At 36.4% G+C, this 16,549-nt stretch carries 21 protein-coding genes; 11 read left to right on the plus strand and 10 right to left on the minus strand.

Features of this window, described 5'->3' with window-relative positions; all coding sequences use genetic code 11:
• Positions 1-266 precede the first annotated feature (266 nt).
• The gene (locus tag BCR25_RS05620) at positions 267-950 is read right to left on the minus strand and encodes a prepilin peptidase (RefSeq protein ID WP_071879580.1); all 684 of its coding nucleotides are present in this window, start codon (positions 948-950) and stop codon (positions 267-269) included.
• 103 nt (positions 951-1,053) lie between these two features.
• On the opposite strand from BCR25_RS05620, the gene BCR25_RS05625 reads away from it, so the two are divergent.
• The 3 genes from BCR25_RS05625 to BCR25_RS05635 all read left to right on the plus strand — a co-directional run bounded on the left by BCR25_RS05625 (position 1,054) and on the right by BCR25_RS05635 (position 3,966).
• On the plus strand, positions 1,054-2,583 hold the full coding sequence (locus BCR25_RS05625; RefSeq protein ID WP_069662637.1) for a gluconokinase: 1,530 nt from the start codon (positions 1,054-1,056) through the stop codon (positions 2,581-2,583).
• 36 nt (positions 2,584-2,619) lie between these two features.
• Positions 2,620-3,357 carry a DUF5105 domain-containing protein gene (locus BCR25_RS05630; RefSeq protein ID WP_069662638.1) on the plus strand — a complete coding sequence of 246 codons (738 nt, stop codon included), beginning with the start codon at positions 2,620-2,622 and terminating at the stop codon, positions 3,355-3,357.
• Positions 3,358-3,477: 120 nt separating this feature from the next.
• Complete coding sequence (locus BCR25_RS05635) at positions 3,478-3,966, plus strand: Dps family protein (protein WP_069662639.1); 489 nt, start codon at positions 3,478-3,480, stop codon at positions 3,964-3,966.
• A 32-nt stretch (positions 3,967-3,998) separates the two neighbouring features.
• On the opposite strand, the gene argH is transcribed toward BCR25_RS05635, so the two are convergent.
• The gene (argH, locus tag BCR25_RS05640) at positions 3,999-5,399 is read right to left on the minus strand and encodes an argininosuccinate lyase (protein WP_069662640.1); all 1,401 of its coding nucleotides are present in this window, start codon (positions 5,397-5,399) and stop codon (positions 3,999-4,001) included.
• A 214-nt stretch (positions 5,400-5,613) separates the two neighbouring features.
• Positions 5,614-6,822 (minus strand): argininosuccinate synthase, encoded by a 1,209-nt coding sequence (locus BCR25_RS05645; protein WP_069662641.1) that lies wholly within the window; start codon positions 6,820-6,822, stop codon positions 5,614-5,616.
• Between the two features lie 381 nt (positions 6,823-7,203).
• Between BCR25_RS05645 and rplM the strand changes: the two genes are divergently transcribed.
• Together rplM and rpsI are read left to right on the plus strand one after the other, a co-directional pair.
• A complete protein-coding gene (gene rplM / locus BCR25_RS05650) occupies positions 7,204-7,632 on the plus strand; it encodes a 50S ribosomal protein L13 (RefSeq protein ID WP_342715918.1) in 429 nt (142 codons plus the stop codon).
• Between the two features lie 13 nt (positions 7,633-7,645).
• Positions 7,646-8,038, plus strand: a complete 393-nt coding sequence (gene rpsI, locus BCR25_RS05655) for a 30S ribosomal protein S9 (protein ID WP_069662643.1) — start codon at positions 7,646-7,648, stop codon at positions 8,036-8,038.
• A gap of 150 nt (positions 8,039-8,188) precedes the next feature.
• On the opposite strand, the gene BCR25_RS05660 is transcribed toward rpsI, so the two are convergent.
• From BCR25_RS05660 to BCR25_RS19820, 5 genes are all read right to left on the minus strand, one after another.
• Positions 8,189-9,424 (minus strand): tyrosine-type recombinase/integrase, encoded by a 1,236-nt coding sequence (locus tag BCR25_RS05660; protein WP_069662644.1) that lies wholly within the window; start codon positions 9,422-9,424, stop codon positions 8,189-8,191.
• A 62-nt stretch (positions 9,425-9,486) separates the two neighbouring features.
• Positions 9,487-9,765 (minus strand): MerR family transcriptional regulator, encoded by a 279-nt coding sequence (locus tag BCR25_RS05665; protein WP_069662645.1) that lies wholly within the window; start codon positions 9,763-9,765, stop codon positions 9,487-9,489.
• Between the two features lie 18 nt (positions 9,766-9,783).
• Positions 9,784-10,170 carry a hypothetical protein gene (locus BCR25_RS05670; RefSeq protein WP_069662646.1) on the minus strand — a complete coding sequence of 129 codons (387 nt, stop codon included), beginning with the start codon at positions 10,168-10,170 and terminating at the stop codon, positions 9,784-9,786.
• 45 nt (positions 10,171-10,215) lie between these two features.
• A complete protein-coding gene (locus tag BCR25_RS19815; protein WP_083242592.1) occupies positions 10,216-10,791 on the minus strand; it encodes a replication initiation factor domain-containing protein in 576 nt (191 codons plus the stop codon).
• Positions 10,788-11,279 carry a hypothetical protein gene (locus BCR25_RS19820; protein WP_083242593.1) on the minus strand — a complete coding sequence of 164 codons (492 nt, stop codon included), beginning with the start codon at positions 11,277-11,279 and terminating at the stop codon, positions 10,788-10,790. The genes BCR25_RS19815 and BCR25_RS19820 overlap by 4 nt, the downstream gene beginning before the upstream one ends.
• 321 nt (positions 11,280-11,600) lie before the next feature.
• Here BCR25_RS19820 and BCR25_RS20300 point away from each other — a divergent pair, with 321 nt between their 5' ends.
• The 6 genes from BCR25_RS20300 (at position 11,601) to BCR25_RS05705 (ending at position 14,613) form a co-directional block, all read left to right on the plus strand.
• Positions 11,601-11,774, plus strand: a complete 174-nt coding sequence (locus BCR25_RS20300; protein ID WP_169818988.1) for a hypothetical protein — start codon at positions 11,601-11,603, stop codon at positions 11,772-11,774.
• A 69-nt stretch (positions 11,775-11,843) separates the two neighbouring features.
• Positions 11,844-12,407: a hypothetical protein gene (locus BCR25_RS05685; RefSeq protein WP_069662648.1), complete on the plus strand. Its 564-nt coding sequence runs from the start codon at positions 11,844-11,846 to the stop codon at positions 12,405-12,407.
• Between the two features lie 10 nt (positions 12,408-12,417).
• Positions 12,418-13,734: a hypothetical protein gene (locus BCR25_RS05690; protein ID WP_245792283.1), complete on the plus strand. Its 1,317-nt coding sequence runs from the start codon at positions 12,418-12,420 to the stop codon at positions 13,732-13,734.
• Between the two features lie 4 nt (positions 13,735-13,738).
• A complete protein-coding gene (locus tag BCR25_RS05695) occupies positions 13,739-14,044 on the plus strand; it encodes a hypothetical protein (RefSeq protein WP_069662649.1) in 306 nt (101 codons plus the stop codon).
• Positions 14,045-14,064: 20 nt separating this feature from the next.
• On the plus strand, positions 14,065-14,331 hold the full coding sequence (locus BCR25_RS05700) for a hypothetical protein (protein WP_069662650.1): 267 nt from the start codon (positions 14,065-14,067) through the stop codon (positions 14,329-14,331).
• 12 nt (positions 14,332-14,343) lie between these two features.
• On the plus strand, positions 14,344-14,613 hold the full coding sequence (locus BCR25_RS05705) for a hypothetical protein (RefSeq protein ID WP_069662651.1): 270 nt from the start codon (positions 14,344-14,346) through the stop codon (positions 14,611-14,613).
• A gap of 419 nt (positions 14,614-15,032) precedes the next feature.
• On the opposite strand, the gene BCR25_RS05710 is transcribed toward BCR25_RS05705, so the two are convergent.
• Positions 15,033-16,082 (minus strand): tyrosine-type recombinase/integrase, encoded by a 1,050-nt coding sequence (locus tag BCR25_RS05710; protein ID WP_069662652.1) that lies wholly within the window; start codon positions 16,080-16,082, stop codon positions 15,033-15,035.
• Between the two features lie 92 nt (positions 16,083-16,174).
• Positions 16,175-16,369 (minus strand): DNA-binding protein, encoded by a 195-nt coding sequence (locus tag BCR25_RS05715; protein ID WP_211272490.1) that lies wholly within the window; start codon positions 16,367-16,369, stop codon positions 16,175-16,177.
• Positions 16,370-16,549 lie beyond the last annotated feature (180 nt).

Below are 16,549 nucleotides of genomic sequence, written 5' to 3' on the forward strand. Positions count from 1 at the left end.
AAAAAAATGACAAGAACAGAAAAAACCGAAGTAAAAGCAGGCTGGGTCTGCGTATTATGGGGAGCCGTATGTTGGGGCTAAACTAAAAAGGAGGAAACACACATGAAAAAAATGACAAGAACAGAAAAAACCGAAGTAAAAGCAGGCTGGGTCTGTGTATTATGGGGAGCTGTATGCTGGGGCTAGGTTAACAGCAGAGGGAGACAAGAAAAAGGTGAGAAATCTGAACTCATTCAGAATTCTCACCTTTTTTTATAAATGGTAATTCATATGAAAATAATACATAATAAACCGATATTTAGAAATGGAACAAAAGGAAGCTGCTGTATTTTTTTATTTAAAAAAAAGTGGCAAAATAGTAAAAATAATAGCGCACAGCTACTTGCAATAAATAGTAAAAAAATCAATGCTCTATTTCCAAGTAAAACGCCCCATAAGCTCACCAAAAGAATATCGCCGCCTCCGATAGATTTTGGAAAAACATAAGTGAAGGAAATCAGAGTGATAAATACGCATATGCCTGTAACCATATGAAGTGGTAGTCCAAAGAAATAGTGACATACGCACAATAGTATCCCAAAGGGATAAAAAAATTTAGGCTCAACAATCAAATAAAAAATATCCGTTAAAGTCAGTGTAAAAGTAGTTAATAGAAAGAAAAGTGTATAGACGGAGTACCAATCTGTAAAGGTCGTTGCTACGAACAACAGCCCACAAACAAGCTCACTAAATAGATAACTGATTGATAATCTATGGTGACAATAACGACAACGAAATCTTAGTAGTATAATAGAAATGATCGGAAGAAGATCATAAAAACGTAGATTTGTTTTACAATACACACACTGCGATGCTGGAGAGATGATCGAACCTCCAATTGGTACTCGCTCAGCAGCTAAGCAGATAAATGAACCGACGATACATCCGATAATAAACTGAATGATTAACATAAATTTCCTCCTCTAATATAAAAATACGCAAATAAATTACTTTTTAACTAGACAAATATTTTTTTATTAGGAATAATTAAAAGAAGGGGAGAGGAGCGAGGCAATGAAAAAAATAGCGATCGGTGTAGATATTGGAACGACACAAACAAAAGCAGTTGGATTTAATGAAGATGGCTCTGTTCAAACTTCTGCCTATGTTCGTTACCCATTGATTCAGGAGACTGAAGGAATGGCTGAACAGGACGTGGAGCAAATTTTTAATGCTGTGGTTTCATGTATTGGACAAGTAGTTGCAGCAGTTCACCCATTAGAAATCTCAGTAGTTTCGTTTTCAACCGCTATGCATGGTTTGATTGTGATGGATAAAGAGAATCAGCCGTTGACCCGAGTGATTACTTGGGCAGACAATCGAGCTGAAAAATATGCTGAAGCGCTTAAAGATACGGCATTTGGACAGACGATGTATCAAAATACAGGGTTGCCGATGCATCCAATGACTCCGTTTCACAAGATTCGTTGGTTAAAAGACCAAGTTCCAGCTGTTTTTGACCAAGCAAAGAAATTTATTGGTATAAAGGAATATGTTTTTTATCGTCTTTTCAATCTATATATCACAGATTTTAGTACAGCTTCTGGGACTGGATTTTTAAATATTCATACTCTTGAATGGGATCAACTGGCTTTGGCACAAATGCAGATTAGCCAGGAGCAACTACCCATATTGGTTCCACCTACTCATCAAATGGTAGGATTAGATAAAAAATGGTCTGATAAATTAGGGTTGAATGAACAAACAATTTTTGTACTGGGCGGCGCAGATGGACCATTGTCTAATTTGGGATTAGGAGCTATGGCAACAGGCACAGCTACTCTAACTGTAGGAACTAGTGGTGCGTTACGTTACATTGTAGACCGACCACATACGCATCCACAGGCAGAGACATTTTGCTGTGTACTTGATGAAAAACATTGGGTAATCGGTGGTGCGACAAGTAATGGTGCGGGTATTTTTGATTGGGCCTGTGAAAATTTACTTAAAGAAATCCAAACAGAAGCTCGTTTAGCTGGTAAGAATTCTTATGATGTGGTTATGGAGCAAGTAAAAAAAGTACCTGCAGGGGCCAAAGGCTTGCTTTTTCACCCCTATTTATTAGGTGAACGAGCGCCATTATGGGATGCTGAAGCTGCAGGAAGCTTTATTGGCTTGAAGCGAAATCATGATGATCAGATTATGATGCGTGCAGTAGTCGAAGGGATTTGTCTAAACTTTAAGCGAATCTTGACCGAATTAGAAGAGCTGGGTGGTGCTGTAAAAGAGATCCGAGCAACGGGCGGATTTGCGGATTCAGAGGTTTTTAAGGAAATAATGGCGGATGTCTTAGGTTATGAATTATCACTGACTGAAAGTATTGAAGCCTCCGCTTTAGGAGCTGTTTTGTTAGGCTGGCAAAGTATAGGAAAAATTGGTGATTTAGAGACGGCATGTAACCACGTAAAAATTTATGAAACTGTAAAACCATCAGTGGTAAAACAACAAATCTATCAGCAACTCTATCCTTTGTATTTATCTACGCAACAGCAGCTATCAGCGAGCTATCATCAGTTGGCAAAGTTGAGAACGGATCTTGAATAACATTTAATTAGTATACAAAAGAATAGAGGAAAGAAAATGAAAAAATTATGGCTTGCTCCATTGATTTTAGGCATGTTGCTTCTAACAAGCTGCGGTTCTAAAGGGATTCCTGCAGAAGAAGCTGGTGAACTATTGATCGATCAGCTCATTTTTCAAAAAGAAGGAAATAAATTTACTAAAGAGTTTCGTGATGGTGACCAAGCTAAAAGTGATCTGGCTGAGAATAGTAAGATGTTCGAGGAAAATTTTGCTGAAGGACTATCTTCTACTGGAGCGAAAGTTAAAGAAAAACAATCAAGTCAATTGACGCAGGAACTGTTGCAGCAAGCGAGAGAAAAAACATCGTATAAAGTTGTTCAGATAGATGAAAATAAAAAAGGGGCAACGATCTCGTATTATGTTACAGGTTTGGATTTAGTTAGTGCTATGCAGGAAATGACGAGACAATTAGTAAAAGAAACAATGGAAAATCCTGAACTTGCAGACGATGAACAAAAAACATTAGATGCGACCTTTTCGATTCTAGAGGAGCGCGTACAAACCATCAAAATCAAAACAGATCCAGTAGAGCTCAACATTCGTTTGGAAAAAGAAAAAGGAAAGTGGTTTGTGCCGAAAGATCAGAAAGAAGCTGTTTTTAATTTATTTATGGCGTTTATCTCAGGCGTTGAAAGTGCTGATGCGATGAATGAAGAATTACAAGATGCGATGAACGAAGTTGCTAAAGAGATCATCAATTCGCTCGATTCTTTACCTGTTATGGATAATGATTGATTTAAATTAGAATTATTATTAAATAAAAAATATTATAAAAATGAAAGATTTTAGTGTACTTTTTTGGCATTTCGTACTACAATAGTAGATGTAGATAAAATATTAGGAGGATGATGTATAATGAAATTTGAACAAACAAAAGAAGTCTTGAACCAATTAGTTGCGGATCTAAGCCAATTTTCAGTAGTGATTCACCAAACACACTGGTATATGCGTGGACCAGAATTTTTAACACTACACCCAAAAATGGATGAGTACATGGATCAAATCAACGATCAGTTAGACGTTATTTCTGAACGTTTGATCACATTAGACGGTGCTCCATATTCAACATTGCAAGAATTTGCTGATCATACTGGTATTGAAGATGAGATCGGTACTTATGAACGTACAATTCCAGAACGTATGGAAAAATTAGTTGAAGGCTATCGTTACTTAGCAGATTTATATCAAAAAGGAATCGACGTTTCTGGTGATGAAGGCGACGATTCTACACAAGATATCTTTATCGCTAACAAAACAGATATCGAAAAAAATATCTGGATGTTGCAAGCAAAATTAGGTAAAGCACCTGGTATCGATGCAGATTCACGTGCAAAAACTCGTTAATTAGATAATTAAGAGCGTTACAAAATAGCTAGCTATTTTGTAACGCTCTTTTGATGTTCTTCTTTTAATGTTGCTTTTCCTCGCTCAATTGCTGCTTTTACTTGATCAAAACCTGTTCCGCCAAACGAGTGACGGCGTTCAATCGCTGTTTTTGACGCTAATGTTTGATAAATATCTGCTTCAATCAGTGGTGTGATCTCTTGATACTCTTCTAAAGAGATATCTTGTAAATAAATTCCTTTTTTTGTACATTCCAAAACTAATTTCCCTACGATTTCGTGTGCTTGGCGAAATGGCAAACCTTTATTGGCAAGATAATCTGCAAGCTCAGTGGCGTTGGAAAAATCTTTTTCAGTGGCGTTCTCCATGATATCTTTATTCAAAGTCATTGATTCGATCATACCAGCCATGATGTCTAAACTAGTCAGGATCGTGTGAGAGGTGTCAAACATCCCCTCTTTATCTTCTTGGAGGTCTTTGTTATACGCTAAAGGCAAACCTTTTAAAACCGTTAAGAGGCTGAATAAATTGCCATATACGCGACCTGATTTTCCACGGATCAATTCTGCCATGTCTGGATTTTTTTTCTGCGGCATAATCGAGCTACCAGTAGAAAACGTATCTGTCAATTCAATAAACTGAAACTCATAACTACACCATAAAATGATTTCCTCACATAAACGGGAAAGATGCATCATCAAAATCGAGCTATCGCTGAGAAACTCTAAGATAAAATCGCGATCACTGACACCGTCTAAACTGTTTTCGTAAATCGAAGAAAATCCCAATAATTCAGCTGAATAAGCACGGTCGATCGGAAAGGTCGTTCCAGCTAATGCGGCACAACCTAACGGAGAAATATCGATTCGTTTCAAGCTTTCATTAAAACGCTCCTGATCACGAGTTAACATCCCATAATAAGCCATCATATGATGCGCAAATGAGATCGGCTGAGCATGTTGCAGGTGTGTATAGCCAGGCATGATTGTGTCAATGTTTTCTTCTGCTTTTTGGAGTAAAACCTGGCGGAATAGTTGGATTTTTTTGATGACCTCTTGCACCGTTTCTTTTAGATATAAGTGCATATCTGTCGCCACTTGATCATTACGACTGCGCCCGGTGTGAAGTTTTCCAGCAACAGGACCAATTTCATCGTGTAAATGCTTTTCGATATTTAAGTGGATATCTTCATTTTCGATGGTAAATGTCAGTATACCCGCGGCTAATTTGTCTTTAATACTGTTCAAACCAAAGATGATTTGTTCAGCTTCTGTTTCAGTTAAGATACCTGTTTTGGCTAACATTTTTACATGAGCTAAGCTGCCGGTAATATCTTGCTGAGCTAATTGATGGTCGAAAGGAATAGAGGCACCGAATGCATCGATCCATGCTTCACTTTTTCCTTCAAAACGACCGCCCCATAACTTTTCCATGTGTTCACCTCATTTATGAATGAATATGCATTGTTAGTATTTGTTGCAATATTTTGCAGAAAACTATCGACTTACTGGTTTCCTTATTTTGAACCGCAGATCAAAAAGAAACTCTCTTAAAATAAGTCAATAATAGGCTTGGATCGGATACGTTTATTTACGGTCCTCGTAAATGTACCTCACTGTGTGATCCAGTTTATGAAAAGCATAAATGCTATTCGTCATTTTTGTGTAAAGAAGCCTGAACTTCCGCATGTACTTTTGTTGGCAGCCCCCAAAGTTTGATAAAGCCAACAGCAGCATCTTGATCGAAGGTATCGGCAGATGTATAGGTTGCCAGATTTTCATTGTATAAACTATTATCCGATTTACGACCTTCTACAATCGCATGGCCTTTAAAGAGTTTTACACGAACAACACCGTTTACATATTTTTGTGTGGACTTCAAGAAAGCGATTAGTGCATCTGTCAGTGGATTGAACCATAGTCCGTTATAAATGATTTGCGATAATTGATTTTCAATCATCGGTTTAAAATGAGCAACTTCACGAACAAAAGTTAAGTCTTCAAGTTCCTTATGTGCTGCCATCAATGTGATTGCTGCAGGGCATTCATATACTTCACGAGATTTGATGCCGACCAATCGATTTTCCACATGATCGATGCGTCCAATCCCATGTTTTCCAGCTAAGTCATTCAGTTCTAAAATCAAATCAGATAATAACATTTCCTTACTATTGATCGCTGTTGGTACCCCTTCAACAAAAGTCAGTTCGATAATATCTGGTGTATTTGGCGCATCTTCCAAGCTAACAGTCAATTCGTAAGCTCCTTCAGGCGGTGTTGCCCAAGGATCTTCTAAAATGCCACATTCATTGGCACGCCCCCAAAGATTTTGATCAACAGAATAAGGATTGTCTAAATCAGCAGGTACGGGAACACCTTTTTCTTTGGCATAATTGATTTCTTCTTCTCTTGACCATTTCCATTCACGGACAGGCGCAATAACCTTAAGCTCAGGTGCAAGGGCATTGATCGCTACTTCAAAACGCACTTGATCATTCCCTTTTCCTGTACAGCCATGAGCAATGGTTGTAGCACCCGTTTCATGAGCCAACTCAACCAGTTTTTTTGCGATTAGCGGACGAGAAAGAGCTGAGACTAGTGGATAAGACTGCTCATAAAATGTGTGCCCCTGCAAAGCAATCAATGCGAATTCCTGTGCGAATTCTTCTTTGGCATCGATGGTATATGAAGCAGAGGCGCCAACTTCTAATGCCTTATTTTTTATAAAGTCTAAATCTTTCTTCTCACCAACATCTAAACAACAAGCGATCACGTCATATCCTTCATCAACCAACCATTTAACTGCAACAGAGGTATCTAAACCCCCGGAATAAGCTAAAACAACTTTTTCCTTCATCCGAAACACTCCTTCATATCTGATAGTCTTTTTTGATTGTTCTCATCATAGCACCTAAAAATACAAAAATCAACTGTTTTTATAAATAAATATACATTATTTTGTTTTAAAAAGGAAAAATATGCATAAAATGAGTTGGGTAGTACGTAATAGATACTACGCAGATTTTCGATCATTTCATTTTTAAATAAGAATTATTTTTTTGGGGAGAAAAAAGAGTAATCAAAATAGTGGGAAAACTGCAGAAATCCATTGACTTTACGAGTGATAGAGGGTATTATGTTAAATGGTATTGTTTGCCCCACAATGAGCCCCGGAAACTCAAGTGTATGTCAAACATCGAATAGAAAATTGGAGGAAAAAAACGTGCGTACAACATATATGGCCAAAGCTGGCGAAGTAGAACGTAAATGGTACGTAGTAGATGCAACTGATGTTCCTTTAGGACGTCTTTCAGCTGTTGTTGCTTCTATCCTACGTGGAAAAAATAAACCAACATTCACACCTCATGTGGATACTGGAGATTTTGTAATTGTAATTAATGCTGACCAAGTTAAATTGACTGGAAACAAAGCAACTGACAAAATTTATTACCGTCACAGCCAATACCCAGGTGGATTGAAATCTGTTACTGCTGGTGAATTGCGTGATAAAAACTCTCGCCGTTTGATCGAAAACTCAATCAAAGGCATGCTTCCTAAAAACACTTTAGGACGTAAGCAATTTACTAAATTGAACGTTTATGGTGGAGCTGAGCATCCACATGCTGCACAACAACCAGAAGTATTAGATATCACTAACCTAATTTAAGGAGGGAAATTCATTGGCACAAGTACAATATAGCGGCACTGGCCGTCGTAAAAAATCTGTTGCCCGCGTACGTTTAGTACCAGGTACTGGTAAAATTACTGTAAATAAAAAAGACGTTGAAGAATATATTCCACACGCTGACTTGCGTGAAGTTATTAACCAACCATTTGGTGTAACTGAAACTAAAGGCGCTTATGATGTTATCGTAAACGTAAACGGTGGAGGCTACTCTGGTCAATCAGGTGCGATCCGTCACGGTATCGCTCGTGCATTGTTAGAAGTAGATCCTGACTTCCGCGGAGCTTTAAAACGCGCTGGACTTCTTACTCGTGATGCCCGTATGGTAGAACGTAAAAAACCAGGTCTTAAAAAAGCCCGTAAAGCTTCACAATTCTCTAAGCGTTAAAAACATCTATATATCAATGTTTTCAAGAGGTGCCAAGAAATTGGCGTCTCTTGTTTTTTTTAAAATAGAGAAGACTTTACAGGCGTAGACTTCTTTAAAAAAGGAAGGAACACTAAATTAGATAGGTTCCCTCCACACCTTAGTGTTATTTTATTCAGCTTCTCGTACTTCATTTAATCGTCTCTCAAACGCTTCATGAGTAGAAAGATTGACCACATTTGACGTATTTACATAAATTTCTGTTGTCTTAATATCTGAATGGGTCAAAGCTTGTGATACCTCTGCCATAGTTGCACCGCCTTCTTTTGCTAAGGTCGCAAATGTATGTCTTAGCTTGTGAGGCGTTGCATGTGCAAGTTCAGGATGTCTTCGTTGAATACTCTTCATTCGATAGTTCAAATAGTCAATATGAACTGGGACATTCATTTCATTTTTACGATTTGTATAAGTAAATAGAAATTGGTCAGAAGAAGTCCGAATGTTTATTTGGCTTAACATATCTTTTTGTTGTTCTTGCCATTCTTTTAGTAAAGGAAGTAAAGAAGGTGGTAGTTGAAATACTGTTCTCTTTTTCCCTTTTGTTAAGGTTATATTGCTTTCTTTATCTAATGTTTGAACCAAAGAAATGGTTTGTTTTTCAAAATCAATGTGTTTCCATTGCAGTGCATAAGTTTCGCTTTTGCGATCTCCTAGGTTAATTGTAAGAAGTAACAGTAAATAATCTTGTAAAGAGAGCGTATCACGCTCAAAATCATTGTGAATGGCATTCAACCATTCCACAAGTTCTTCTGCCGTTAATGCCTCACCTTTTAGGATTCGTTGTCTTTTTAATTGCTCTTTTTTTGGTTGTCCTACATATTGAATGACTTTAGTCAAACGATTGTATTCAATGTATTCTAAAAGTTCTGCTACTTCAAACAATTGATTAAAGTAACTTTTCAATGCTTTGATATTTGAATAATCATTCGATTTTTTTACAAAAGTTCTCAAGACTAAATTTTTGTTGTCATTCAAATAATTAAGAGAATACTCTCCAAACATTTTTAACAAATGATTTTTGAACAAATGTTGTGTAGCTGTTTGAGTAGATTGGCTAGGAATACCTCTACTTCGTCCACTAGCACCAGATATATACATTTCCCACCAAATTGTTTCATAGAAATTTTTAAAGGTGATTACGCCTAATGATTCTAATGAACGAGCATTTTTATCTTCCAATACTTGATTGATTTTTTTGAGAATTTCTTTTTCGTCTTTTTTTGCTAACTCCTTTGTCTTGAAAGTTTTTGTGTATTTCTTTGAGGTGATGTTAGAAATTTGCCGAAATTCTTTGGGATAAAAAACCTCTACTTTGTAACTCCCATTTTTTGTTTGTCTGATTGCCATTTAATTGTCACGTCCTTTAAAAAGCAAACCAGTATGCAGAAACCTACATACTGATTATACGTTTATCTTTCAAAATTTCCAAGTAACCATTGATCGATTGCTTGCTTATTAAAGCGTGTAATGCCTGCTAAACTAACTTTAGGAAGCCCAGCTTCAATAAATTTATCAAGTATATTGTTTGAAACATGAAGGTAGATACATGTTTCTTTTTTCGTCATATATACCTGTTCTAATCTACAGTCTTCTCTTGCGCGTTCTATCTCCTCTTTTATGTGTAGGTAGACAGTAGCTTGTAACTCATTCAATTGCTCATCTGATAATGAAATAGATACAGCGTTCATACCGAATACCTCCTTAACCTACTTTCCTTCTTTTTCTAAGATAATCTTCTCTGCTTTGTAATACATAGGATTCCCAGCCATAGAGACTTCTAAATTTTCAAAGCGACATTTTACACTTTCTGATTTCATAATCGTCTCGTTTGTTATAATAAGCTCTGTTCCTAAAACGGTTACCTGCGTCGCTTTTTTTCGAAATTGTCCATCTAAGATAGTGACAGAATACTTGTATCCGATAATGGTCTCTGTATCAAATTTTCGTGGTCGTCCATCAGAACCTAAGATGACCTCTCCTGTTTTGCCATTTGTTCGTTCTTCTTGTTCAAATTTTGGCATGACTTCATCTAATTCAAATCGTTCTCCGATGTGTGATAAATCAAAATCTCGTTGTGCTAACATTTTTGCCATAGTCATTTCCTACTTTCTTTGATATAATATAGTAGATAAGTTTTCCTAGTCACCTGTTCGAAAGGTGGCTTTTTTTGTCATATCGACAATAAGCTCTAATAATTCTGTTCTTCCGTATTGAGTGGCTCTTTTTTGCAGTTCACTTGCTAAATCAGGTGGAAATAGAACCTCTTTTTCCTCGTAACTAATTCGTTCATCATGAGATAGTAAATGGTTCTCAATGCAAAATAGATAAGCGTGGTATACTGCAATTGCTCCATGATGGAAATACCAATCAAATTTCTTTAACAGTCCTGATTTTGTTTTTGGAATAGAGATGGAAAAGGGACGAGATTTTCCAAGAAATTTTACCCAAGCTCTTAAAGGAGTCTTGAATTCATCATCCGTATAAAATTTTACTTTTGCTTTTAAATATCCTTTGACTAAATCTATCAATTCAATATCTAATGCTAAATATTGGCGGACAAATTCATGGGATTTTTCTCTTCGGAAAACAATTTCAGTTCGTATCCAAGGGGGAATATCCTTTTTTCGCACACCTTGTTTTTTTGCTTGTTCTGCCTGTTTGTCATAAAACTTAATGCGGTCATCCGCAGAGGGTGTCTTTAGATAAACAGTCATCCCTTTTTCCTTTGTTTCAAGCCCATATACATCAAAATAGGTGCTTTTTCCATAAATAAATCGTTTTTTCTACAAATCCTCATTAACTGTTGAGGAGTGAAATAAGGAATGGTATTCCAATCATCAATTGCGGGGTCAACTCGAGTAATTTTGAATTGATTTTCATATATCTGAAACAAATTCAGTAGAAAGTCTTTTACTGTCAATTTCATTTGTCCAAGTACTTCTGTTCGATAAAATTCCAGTGCTTCTCCGCTCATTACCAGCATGCAATCCAGTTTTTGTCCAGATGAATCAAAATAAATACGGATGGATCCATATTCTACTACATGATCATAGTCATAATGTTCTAATTTTCCTTGTTTCAAGAAAAAATAGTCACTGGGAATACCTAAAACATTGTGAATAATTGTATCCAGAGAATCATTAATGAATAGCTGAATTTGAATCCAATCAAATAGCGCTCGCAAGTTGTTCTGAGATGCCAAATCATCAATCACCTCCTCGTGAAACTATCGTTGAAAAAAATGAGGGCACTTTTTGCTAAATTTGATTGTCTATAAACGTTGATATAACAGCATTATCCATTGCTTTTAATCTAGTCTAGAGGGTGGTGTTACTATACACCCTCATTGGCGAGAACGTTTGCCAACCCATGACAGCGCTTTTGACCCTGCGTCGCTTTGTGCGCCCTCGGTCAAAATCTGCCTAGGGTGACGCCCGCTCTCGCCAATAGCTTTTTAGTTTTCCCTTACTTTCAAGTGATTGTTGGAAAACTAATCAATGTATTAAGTTCATACGATGAAAGTTTGAAGGTACTTGATTTTCTTAGTGAAGAATTGACAGGATATCCAACTTCTGGTTTTTTTGGTCGTGAATTCAATAATGAGTTAATCACTATTTTTCAATCTATGAGACCTAAACTAATTGAGCTGTATCAAAAACTAGATCAAGATGATTATTATGATTGGTTTGAAAAATAGGTAAGTATATTTTCTGATGTATGGTAAAATATACTGTAAGGGAGAAAACTATAAGTTAGAGGTGAAGAGTTGAAAAAAAAGTTGAGTATAATAATAGGAATTATTCTGATAATTATTTTATTTATAGGAGGGAAACGATATATGGATAAAAAAGCATTAGAAAAAGATTACCAACAAGGAGTCAAATTGATTCAAGAATACGTGACCAACTATTTGGTAGAAAATTATGAAGGTATTGAAAAAATAGAATGGCAAGGTATTGGAGTAGAATGGCGAAATTCCCCTATTTATGGGGCTTCTTTGTTCAGTAACTACGTTGATACCGATGTTAAAATATATGTTTCAGAAGATAACTATTTTACAATGACATTTCAGTTAAGTGATGAAGCAGAGTACAATGATGATTCGCAAAAATATGTTTTAGTAGATTCTTTAAACTCAGAGTGGATAGATGAACTTTTTGAAGTGGAAAAGGGTAACCATCTGTACTCAAACAGCGGAAACAAGGAACTGAAAAAATTAAAAGTCAGTAATGAAGAACAATTAGAGTTTGAGCGAATGAAAAAATCTAACAATGGTAGTTCCGATGCTGAAATACATTATGATTTAAAAATTCATGAATTGAATTATTAGGAGGTCAACTATGAGCAGTGTTGAAATAACAACCGAAGTATTGGCTAAATCAATTGATAAAACTAAAGAAATTGTTCAAAATAAAAATACTGGTGACGCCATCAAAGTTAAAGGATTACCCGGAAATTACCAACTGATAAACAAATCCGCGAGTGACAAAGACAACCAACTGAATTCCATGGCAATTGCGCCAATTGTGGATGGCAAGCCTGATTACAACAATGTGGCGATTGTTTATGCCGGAACAAACACTCCCTTTGAAACAGGAAAAAATGGTTGGTGGACAGCTGCCGGAACCATCAAAGGGGATTTATCTGGTGAGTATAAACTTGCTGAAGATTTCTTAAAGGAAACGAAAGATAAAATCGCTCCGAATAACGGAACCATTACAGATGTCGCAGGGTTTAGTCAATCAGGTGGGTATATGATGAAAATGGCTGCTGAACACGGAAGCGTAGACGGCTTTAAATCAACCAGTTTTGATGATTTTGGGAAAGATCAATTTGACACCTTAAATGAGAAAGAACAAGAATGGCTAAATAATAATCCTAGTTTATTATTACGCTATCAAAATGATTCTTGGGCAGGAAATTCGTTTCGTGACAACGAATATGGAAATGTCCAAGGAATTATAGGGATTGGAGACCACAACACTTTATCCAAATACTTTGACGGAGATGTATTAAATTTAGATCGTTTAGCCAAAGATGGGATTTTTGCACCGAATATGACCAAGCAACAAGTCGAAGAAGCAGCGAAAAATTGGGCGAAGAAAAATGGAGACTGGAACCCTCTTACAAACGATGATTCGGAAGCAAACGCTCGAGTCAAAGAATACTTAAAAATGTACGGAACCTATGCCACCAAGGATTTTGGTGTCCAAATGAATAAACTGAATCGAGTAAAAGCTGTGCTGTTCGCAAGTGGGGGTGGGGTATCTGCCAATGAACAGATTTATTTAGACAGCGAAGAAGCCTTAATTATCGTCGGAAAGGCAAAAACAGATTTCGAAACCGCCACTCAAGCGATTGTCAAAATCTATCAAGATGCGATAAATGAAGCGCAAGACCTATGGCAAGAAGGACTCTCAGAAGCGAGAGGAAAAGGCAGTATGCTAGAAGAATGGGAAATTAAAGACGCTCTTAGCGTATTAGGATTTACAGAATCCAGTATTGTCACGACCCCTTGTGAAAAATATCAAGGGAAACTAACGAAAATCACACAAATGACCGACAGTTTCAACTCTTTAGTCTCTGAAATAAAAACAAAAATTGCTGAAGTCTTACAAACAGATGCTGACTTGGCGCAACAAATTAAAGGGGTGTAAGTCGATGTCTTCTGAAGAACAAGTCCTATCCGACTATCAAGCTAATAGACGTAAGCTAGAAGATGAAGAAGACCTTGTTAAACGTGTTGACCGAAAAGGGCAACATTTGATTGAACAAGCTTTCTACGACCTAGATGTCACGGCAAGGCAATCACAGGCAGACCCGCAAGCTCTTGCATTTATCCGTCAAGAAATCATGCGTGCTCAACAAACCTATGATGAGACAATTGTTACCATAAAAAAACAACTCGCACAAAAAGCAGAAGACAACGAGCTAGCGTACCGAGAAAAAATGAAGCAATATCACTAGAATAAGGGAGGTCTATTCGTGTGTTAGAAGCCGCAGAAAAAGCATTTAAAGAGCTACAAAAGAAATTACAAAAAGTGGATATCATGATGACCGCTAGTAGCAAAAAATCACAGAGCGACAAAAATGAAAAACAAGTAGAATCGTCTGTTGAAAATGAATTAGAGACCACAAAAGATACCTTGAATAACTCGTCAAAAAGTTTGGAACATGCAGTGAAAGGGAAATTTGGTAAAAAGCTGACCGAAACACTAGAAAAACAAAGTACAACGCTTGATACGTTAAAGTAAGGAGTGCGTGCAATGAACGAACAAGAGGTGGAACAACGGAAAGAAGCTCAACGGCAAAAGATTCGAGAGATTGGACAAAATGCTCGAATAAAAAGTTTAGAAAATCAGTTAAAAACTGAAAGGGATGCCAATCAACACTTAGAAAAAATCGGAAAAGCACTTGAAAGTATACAACAAGTGGTAGATACGTGGGATAGTTCCTACGAGAATACACCTGAGAAACGACGGTCGGAATTACATATCGTCAATTCAACGACCGAGGGAGCTAATAAACGAGTTTAGTATCCTTTTGAGCATAAAACCAACTAATTTTGATGGACTTTCTGTCACAACAAAAGGAAAATGAGTGACTCAAACGAAACAGACATTCAAGCAGACGACTAGTAAGTTGGACAATTGTTAAAAAAATTATGTAGATTATTGTTATTTATTTAATGTAGGTTGTATACTGATGCTTTGATTTTTTTAGAGAAGATTTTGGAGATTAAAACAATAAAACGTTATGAATCTTGATAAAATAAGTGGTCGTTTTATTTCTGAATTTACCTTGATAAATCAATGTTATGAAACTATATGAAATGAGCTATCTATTAACCAGGTCTTAAGAAAGCCCGTAAAGCTTCACAATTCTCAAAACGTTAAGAAGAATGCCTATATACCAACGGTTTCAAGCGTTTTTTGGTGTCAGTTGGTGTCAATTTTCAATTTGACAGTGAATTTAAGAGATTTAAAGCATCAGCATCATGCTGATGCTTTTTTTCTGGCATTAATTCTAGATAATAATTTTGTGTGGTTAAAACACTATTATGACCTAATCTTCTTGATACATAGTCAAGGCTAATATTCTCTGAAAAAAGAAAAGAAGCATGAGTATCTCTTAGTCCGTGGAAAGTAGTTTTACTAATGCCTATCTCCTTTAGAAGAGTCTGTAATTGTGCAGATTGATGGAAACCCTCCCAATCAAATAGATAACCATTCTCTTTTGGAGATATTGTTTTTAACAAATCATAGACATCTTTGTTGATTGAAATTTCGCGAAAGGAATGTTTTGTTTTAAGTTGGTTGTCATTAGAAGTAGGGCTGATGGATTGTTCTATTTTTACACCATACTCATATATAGCTTCGGGTGTAATACCCAATAGTTCTCCTCGACGTGCTCCAGTTTCAATTGCGAGTAACACCAAAATATGAAATTCCTTATCTGAATTATCTAGCAAATATTTTCGAAGCAATTTGAGTTCAGTGATAGAGAGTGCTTTATTTCTTTTGGGCAGATCTTTTCCGCGAGTTTTAATCAGATTTGCAAAATCATTATCAAGAAACCCTCGTGCATAAGCATAGCGCAATGCAGTTCGAATCTTCAATAAAACCTCAGTGGTCGTCTTTCGTGAATGAGTTTCCGCATATTCATCTATTTTTAGTTGAACGACAAGGTCATTTAAGTTTTTAAGTTTAATATCTTTAAATAACCGTTTGACGATAGCAACTGTAATCAAATAGTTTTGAAAGGTGGTTTCTCTTACATCTTTTTTCTTCACGATATGAACCCACTGTTCAAAAAAATCTGCAAAAGCTGTTTCTCGTTGTGCGAGATCCTTTCCTTTACCTTTTAGGAGCTCGTTTTCAAGTGTCCAGCGCTTTGCATCAGCTTTTGTTTTAAACGTCTTAGAGAGGCGTTTATATTCCCCATGTTTATAAAGGGAAACAACTGCTCTCCAAGAATTTTTACTGCGTTTTGTTATGGTAGCCATTGACCATCATCCTTTACTTATGAAATTAGGACTGATAGTTTGACAGAATGAATACCTCTTGATCATACATAGATTTTTTCATTCTTGCAAACTTAATTGTCAGTCAAATGATTTTTAACAAAGGAAGTCAATTCATCTATTAAAAATCTCTCTTGTCGTCCTATCATGAATCGTTTTAATTCAGAATGGTTTCGGATGTATTTATCAAACGATTTTGGATCAATGCCTAAAAAAATGGATGCTTGCTCTCGTGTCAGTAATAAAGGATAAATTTTTTCTGTGGTCATTTCATCCTCCAAAAGGAATAGTATGCTCTGTTAAGCTGCTTTACTAAAGCACATAGGAATTTCACCTCTCCGCAGTTTACGCCGAGCTTTACAGAAGTATCATTATATCCTTAATCATCATTGCAGATGCTTTTAGTTTAAGCATATCCTGTCTATTCTTTTTTTCGCTTATTAGATATT

This window comes from Enterococcus termitis (assembly GCF_001730305.1).
Classification (GTDB): Bacteria; Bacillota; Bacilli; order Lactobacillales; family Enterococcaceae; genus Enterococcus_L; species Enterococcus_L termitis.